Source organism: Zavarzinia sp. (assembly GCF_049306435.1).
Taxonomy (GTDB): Bacteria; Pseudomonadota; Alphaproteobacteria; order Zavarziniales; family Zavarziniaceae; genus Zavarzinia.
In genome coordinates, this window is sequence record NZ_JBAQRT010000038.1 from 1 (window position 1) to 6,198 (window position 6,198).

The window sequence follows — 6,198 nt, forward strand, 5'->3', positions numbered from 1 at the left end:
GGCTCGGGCGCGATCACCGGCGCCGGGGCGGGCGCGGCATCCGCGCCGAGAAGGGCGGGCGTGTTCATCGCCGCGAGCGCCCCCGCGATTTCCACCTGCGGCAGACCGTCGACGAAGAGACGAAGCCGCGTGCCATCGGCGGTTACCGCGATGTGATGCCAGGTGCCGGCGGCCAGGGCGGCGGGGGCAGTCATCCGCTGCAGACCGAAGCCGTTGCGCAGCTCGACGAAGGCCACGCCATTGTCCATGCCGATGTCGAGGCCGGCGACACCGTCGCGCCGGCTGTAGATCAGGGCCTTGGGCTGATCGGCATCGGCCTTGACCCAGGCCGACCAGGTGAGCGCAGCGCCATTGGCGACGGCGAGGGAGGCGGAGGCCGGCAGGGTCACCGGGGTCTGGCCGTCGAGGCGAAGGCCGCGCCCGATCATCGAGCCGTCGGCGGTCACGCCCGCCGTCTCCGCCGTGTTGTTCCAGGTCGTGTAGTCCCGGACCGGCAGGCCGTTTTCCGTGAAGTGATAGACCAGCAGCGTATCGGGATCGAAAGTCGCCTTGGCCTCTTCCGCGCCGGCCGCGTTCGGATTGGCGTAATAGAGCCACAGCCTGGCCTGCGCGCCGGGCTTCACGTCGGGCACCGAGACCCAGACGAAGGCCTCGCCCATCAGGCTGTCGAACTTCTCGACATGATACTTCAGCGGTGTCGTATCGTCCTCGGCGACGAAGCGGATGTCGGCGCCGTCCTGCTTCGCGCGCTCGAACTGGAAATTGCCGCTGTGCAGGCGGATCAGCACCGGACTGGTGCCCACCGGATCGGTGATGCCCGCCCCGGTCGCGCCGGTGTCGATGGTCAGCTGCTTGCGCAGCGTCCATTCGTCATTCCACCAGGCCCTGGCGGAACCCGGCAGCATCGTCAGGCCGGCCAGCAGGCCCAGCATCACCGCCAGGACGAACCCGGCCCCCTTGCGTTGCATCGCCCCAAACCCTTTTGCGGAAACCATGGTCAGAACTCGCCCCAGACGCGGAAATGCAGCCGCGGATCGCCGGCGCGCGTGTTGCTCTGGTCGACCAGCGGCACCCCGAGGTCGACGACACCGTTCAGATAGTCGAGAAGGCGGATCTGACTGCCGACGCCGACACTGGCGAGGCTGAAGTCATCGTCCTGTTCGGCCCCGGGCTTCAGCACGGCCAGCAAGGCACCGTCGGCGAAGACATGAAAACGCCATTCGTTCACCGTGCCCGCGCTCCAGTCCGTGTCGGCGATGCCCTGGAGGTTGGGACCGCGCAATTCCAGCCGGCCGATCACACCGTTATCGCCAAGGCTTTCGGATTCGAGATAGCCGCGCACGGTATCGAGACCCCCCGCGCTGATCTCCTCGCTCGACACCAGCGGCTGGTCCGAGACCTGGCCTTCGATGCGGGCGAAGAGCTGGAATTCGGCCGGCAGCTCGCGGGTGTGCGAGGCATGGCCGCGCAGATAGACGAAATCGCCCCGGCTGTCGGCGCGCTTGTTCTGGAAATCCGACTGGCCGCTGCCGAGACCCCGCAGGTTGAAGGTGAGGCCGATGCCGGCATCGGTCTGCTCGCCCTCACCCGACCAGGTGCCGGTGTAATCGGCGGTGACCGGGAAATAGGTGACGGGGGCGGACTGGCCAACCGCGTCGCCAAGGCCGACCAGTTCCTCGAAATGCTTGTAATCGAGGCCGACCGACGCCTGATGGAAGAAATCGTCGGCGCCACCGGGCAGCGTGACCAGGCCACGAAGACCAAGGGTCTCGCCCCGGCCAACGACATTGGTGCCGCCCAGGGTCGAGATGTCGGACTCGTTCTTCACGCCATAGACAAGCAGGCTGAAGGCGGGGTTACGCGGAAACCGGGCAAGATAGGAGGCGGAATAGACCTCGCCGTCATCCCTGTCTTCGGGCGCGACCTGAAAGCCGAGGGTCAGCGAATGGCCGAGCTGCCACAGATTCTCGTAGCGCAGGGAGGCGTTGAGCCGCAGCGGCTTGGTATTGGCGCTATAGCCGTTGTTCAGCTCCAGGCTGCCATGGAAGGGAAGACGGTCCTCGACCATCAGGTCGACATCGACCGTGCCCGGCGCGACGCCGGCCCGCAGCGAGGGCGTCACCCGCCGGTCGGGCTGCTGGTTCAGGCCGGTGATGTCCTGGGTCACCGCGGTGAAATCGGGCACCGAACCCTCGGCCAGGGACGGCGCCTCGGCCTTGATCTGGTCGAGGGAGTAGTATCGCGCGCCGCGCACCCGCAGACGCCCGACCGCGCCTTCGACGACCTTGAGGAGGACGACGCCGTCCTTCACGTCCTGCGCGGGGATTTCCACGGCGACGGTCTGGTAACCCCGATCGGCATAGGCTTTCTCGAGCGAGGCCCGCGCCCGCTCCACTTCGTCGATCCTGCGATGGGGACCGAGGAAGGGATAGACCGCGCGCTCGACATCGGTCTGCGCCAGGGCATGAGTGCCTTCGATCCGGTATTCCCAGATGTCGATGCGGCGCTCGTCCCCGGCCGGAGCGGACGCTTCCTCGGCACGCGCGGCGCCAGCGGCCCCGAGCAGGCACGGCGCGGCGATGACCACCGCGCGCAGCATCCCCGCGCCCCACCGACAGCCGTAAGCGACAACAAGCATCTAGGTCCACACCCCGAACGCGGCAAGCATCGGTCGCCACCAGCCGCCCATGCGGCCCGTCGCGTCCCCCGCTATCGCAATATCAGCGGCCAGTGACCGCCCGGTGACCCATTTGCGATGAAACGGCGACAGTCGCCGAAGGGTTCAGCGGGCGGCGCGGATCCAGAAGGGACGTCGGGGATCGCCGGTGAATTCGACCGTCGTCACGCGGTCGAGACGGATGCCGCCCGCCATGGTGGCCGTGACCCGGATGCTGACCATCTGAAGCGCGATCGGCTCGTCGTCGGCGATGTCGATCGCGACCTGCTGGCCGGCCTCCTCGCGACGCCGGTTGATGACGGCGAATGTGTCCACCCCCTGGCCCGACATGATGGCGAGGACATCGGGGCCGGCGCGCCGACCGTCGACGATGCCGACATCAGCCCGGGGGATCAGGGAGACAAGGGGGGCGACGACGGCGAGCATCCGGGGCGTCATGCCCTTGACGAGGCCGATTTCGCCGATGGTCCTGAAACCGGCATTGCGCGGCACGATGCCGGTGCCGGCATAGGCATCCTTCTCGGCGCCGTGCAGGCGGGGCGTGTCGTCCTCGTCGATCCAGTCCTCGACCGTATCGGTCAGTTCATCGAGCTGCAGGCCCGAGGCGCCGGCATGGGCGAGCAGGGCGCGGATCACCGGCGTGTCGACCGAATTGATCGGCACCTTGCCCCGCTCGTCCTCGATGGCGATGTCGAGGGTTACGCCATCGAACATGATCCTTCGCGGCCCGCCCCCCACCGGCCAGCGCAGCGTCCGATCCTCGATCGCGAGATCGTGAATGGCGAGGTTCAGGCCCGCTTCCGCCGCCGCTTCCAGCCGGACGCGCAGGGTCTCGGCCCGCAGCAGCGCCGTCGTGCCCCGGCCCCAGTCGATGATGGCGAGGGCCAGCAAGGCGAAGATCGCGACACCGAGCACCGCCGCCGGCAAGGCGAAACCGCGCTGGGTTTGCCGCGAGGCGTGGGGCAGGGTGAAGCCCCTTACCCCATCCCTCTCCCCCAAGGGGGCGAGGGGGCCTGCCTCGCCTCGGTCTGCCCCCTCGCCCCGCCTGCGGGGAGAGGGATGGGGTGAGGGGCCCGGCGCCGCGATCTTCGTCTCAGTTGCCATCGGCGGCGGGCGCCCCTTCGGCCGGGCGAAGCGCGGTCGGGGCCGAAACCTCGATCCGCACGGAAATCCGGGGGGCCGCGCCGATATCGTCGTTGCGAAGGGTGGTCACCGAAATGCCGTCGACGATCACCGGCGGATGCTCGCGCGCCAGTCGCGACAGCGCATCGTGAAGCTGCGGCAGGGCCATCTCGGCTTCGAGGCCGGCGCCGGCCCAGCCGGGGCGCGGCGCCGCCTGTTCGCTGACCGTGCGCACCTGGCTGCCCGCTTCGGTGAAGACCTCGCCCAGAAGGCCGCGCAAGTTTTCGGTCGCGGCCGGCATGTCTTCGGCCGCGAGGGTGAAGCTGGGGGCGGTTTCGGCCTGCCGCGCCGCGGCGGCCCGCCACCCGGCGGCGCCATCGAGCAGGCGGGCGTTCCGCTGGTATTCCGCTTCGAGATCGGCCCTTTCCTCCGCCCGGGACAGGAAGCCTTCCGCCAAGGGCTGCACCACGAGACCGAGAATGCCGAGAAGGACGGCGACCAGCAGGCCGATGGCGACCAGGCGGCTTTCGCGGGCGCTCAGGGCTCTCATGGCCGCACCTTCGCGGTGGCGGTCAGGCCGAAGCCCTGGCCTTCGTTCTCCGGCCGGACCGTCTCGAACAGACCCGTCGCCTCGACCAGGGCGGGCACCGCCCCGGGCGCCGGCGCCTTGCCGACGAGGACCAGCGCCTTGCCGTCCCAGTCGAAGCGGGTGGCGTAAGTATCGTCGGGCAAGGCCCGGGTGATGGCGTCGAGCACCGGCAACGGCGCCTGACGCTGCGCGAGGGCGAGGAAATCGCGGCGGCGGGCTTCCTCGCGGTCGACCTGTCGGCGCAACTGCTCGATCCGCTGGACCTGCAGGCGCTGGCCATCGACCGCCTCGCGCAGGGTGGCCAGGGCGAAGTCGTCACGAAGGACGAGAAGGCCGAGATTGGCCAGCAGCAACACGGGCAGGCCGACGCGAAGCGCCATCCCGACCCGGCCGCCCCGGCTGCGGCCCCCGCTGTCGAGACCCCGGGTGAAATCGAAGCGCAGGCCCCCGTCCCCGCCCAGCAGACCGGCGGCGGCGGGATGGATGCCCTTGCCGGCGAGGAAGGCGAGGTCGCGGGCCAGATCCTCGCGCCGCATGACCGCGAGGCTGATCCGGCGAAGCCCCCCCTTCGCCACCGGCTCGGGGCCGGTTTCGGCGTCGAACACGACGTCGTCGGGCGAGAAAGGCGTCAGGCGGTCGAGATCGAGGGCGAGCATCCGGCGAAGCTCGGCCGGCGACGGCACCGGATAGTCGAAGTCGCCGACCAGCACCGCCTCCGGCGGCACCACGAGGGCGGCTCGGGCGGCGGCGCGGCCCGGCCGACCGACCGGACGCCAGGCGCCGGCCACGGACCGGTAGAATACGGGCGCGCCGCCCTCGATCGCGACGAACAGGCGTGGCCGCAGCAACCGGGCGCGCCAGCCGGCCGGCACCAGGGCGGACAATTCCCCGACCCACCAGTCGAGGCCGCGCTTCAAGGCCCGGCCAAGGGTGGTCATGTCGGTATTGAGAAGGGCCTTCAGTTCCATCAGCCGCGCCCCGCGCATCGCGCGCCTTCGTCATAGAGTACACAATCGCCGTCGACGCCGACCAGGGGCCGGACCAGAAGATCGGGCCACCAGCGGGAATCGCCGGCGGGAAAACGCACGCGCAGGCGGATCAGCGCCGGCATGAAGGGCTCCTTGTGCCAGCTGTCGTGCCAGGCCGCCGCCTCTTCCTCGGTCTCGCCGTAATAGGCGATGTCGAGGCCGGCGACGCCGCGCAGCAGGATATCCCGCCGCCACAGCTGGTCGCCGTCGCGGCCGAGCAGATCGCTGCGCGACAGCAGCACGAGATCGCCCCCCGCCTCGACCGCCAGCTGATAGCGGGCAAGACCGGTCGAGCCTTCGGCCTGGCTCAGCGGCGCGGTGAAGACCAGCCGGCCGGGGCCGCCGTCGACATCGGGATAGGGGGTCGGCGCGTCATAGCGGGCCTTCAGATACATGTGGCCGATCCGCTCGCGCAGCACCGACTGGGCGCCCTCGATCGCCTCGGCGGTCGATGCCCGGGCGGCGGCGCCCTGCCACAGGTTGCGCGCCGAGGTGAGGCCCTGCAACAGCAGCAGGGAGAACAGCGCCAGCAAGGCCAGCGCCACGATCGCCTCGACCAGGGAGGCACCGCGCTGGGCGTGGGGCTCAACGCGCGGGGGCAAGGCGCAGGCTCCTCAATTCCGTGATCACCGGCCCGCCCGCCCGGGGCCAGACCGAGACCGTCACCTGCCACAGCTGGCCGGCGCTGCTGGCCGCCGTCGCGCCGTAAGGCCGGCTGCGCACTGCATAGGCGAGCGGGCCGGAGACGCCGCCGACCTCCCGCCCGTCGAGCGCGAAAAGCG

Annotated in this window: 7 protein-coding genes; all 7 read right to left on the reverse strand. The window is 70.1% G+C overall.

Annotated elements, in window-relative coordinates:
- Positions 1–968 (reverse strand): DUF2341 domain-containing protein (locus WAZ62_RS01890; protein WP_422641838.1); only part of this gene is annotated, 968 nt, incomplete at its 3' end.
- 29 nt (positions 969–997) lie between these two features.
- Positions 998–2,599 carry a ShlB/FhaC/HecB family hemolysin secretion/activation protein gene (locus WAZ62_RS01895; protein WP_422641839.1) on the reverse strand — a complete coding sequence of 534 codons (1,602 nt, stop codon included), beginning with the start codon at positions 2,597–2,599 and terminating at the stop codon, positions 998–1,000.
- Positions 2,600–2,782: 183 nt separating this feature from the next.
- Positions 2,783–3,676, reverse strand: a complete 894-nt coding sequence (locus WAZ62_RS01900) for a general secretion pathway protein GspK (protein ID WP_422641840.1) — start codon at positions 3,674–3,676, stop codon at positions 2,783–2,785.
- Between the two features lie 94 nt (positions 3,677–3,770).
- On the reverse strand, positions 3,771–4,349 hold the full coding sequence (gene gspM / locus WAZ62_RS01905; protein WP_422641841.1) for a type II secretion system protein GspM: 579 nt from the start codon (positions 4,347–4,349) through the stop codon (positions 3,771–3,773).
- Positions 4,346–5,374, reverse strand: a complete 1,029-nt coding sequence (locus WAZ62_RS01910; protein WP_422641842.1) for a hypothetical protein — start codon at positions 5,372–5,374, stop codon at positions 4,346–4,348. The genes gspM and WAZ62_RS01910 overlap by 4 nt, the downstream gene beginning before the upstream one ends.
- Positions 5,356–6,018: a hypothetical protein gene (locus tag WAZ62_RS01915; protein WP_422641843.1), complete on the reverse strand. Its 663-nt coding sequence runs from the start codon at positions 6,016–6,018 to the stop codon at positions 5,356–5,358. Before WAZ62_RS01915 ends, WAZ62_RS01910 begins: the two co-directional genes overlap by 19 nt.
- The coding region (locus tag WAZ62_RS01920) for a hypothetical protein (RefSeq protein WP_422641844.1) at positions 6,002–6,198 on the reverse strand (197 nt) is incomplete at its 5' end. The genes WAZ62_RS01920 and WAZ62_RS01915, both read right to left, overlap by 17 nt.

Coding starts and splice junctions, on each gene's coding strand:
- WAZ62_RS01895 (WP_422641839.1), bottom strand. CDS start 2,599: ATGCTGCGCGCGGTGGTCATCGCCGCGCCGTGCCTGCTCGGGGCCGCT.
- gspM (WP_422641841.1), bottom strand. CDS start 4,349: ATGAGAGCCCTGAGCGCCCGCGAAAGCCGCCTGGTCGCCATCGGCCTG.
- WAZ62_RS01910 (WP_422641842.1), bottom strand. CDS start 5,374: ATGCGCGGGGCGCGGCTGATGGAACTGAAGGCCCTTCTCAATACCGAC.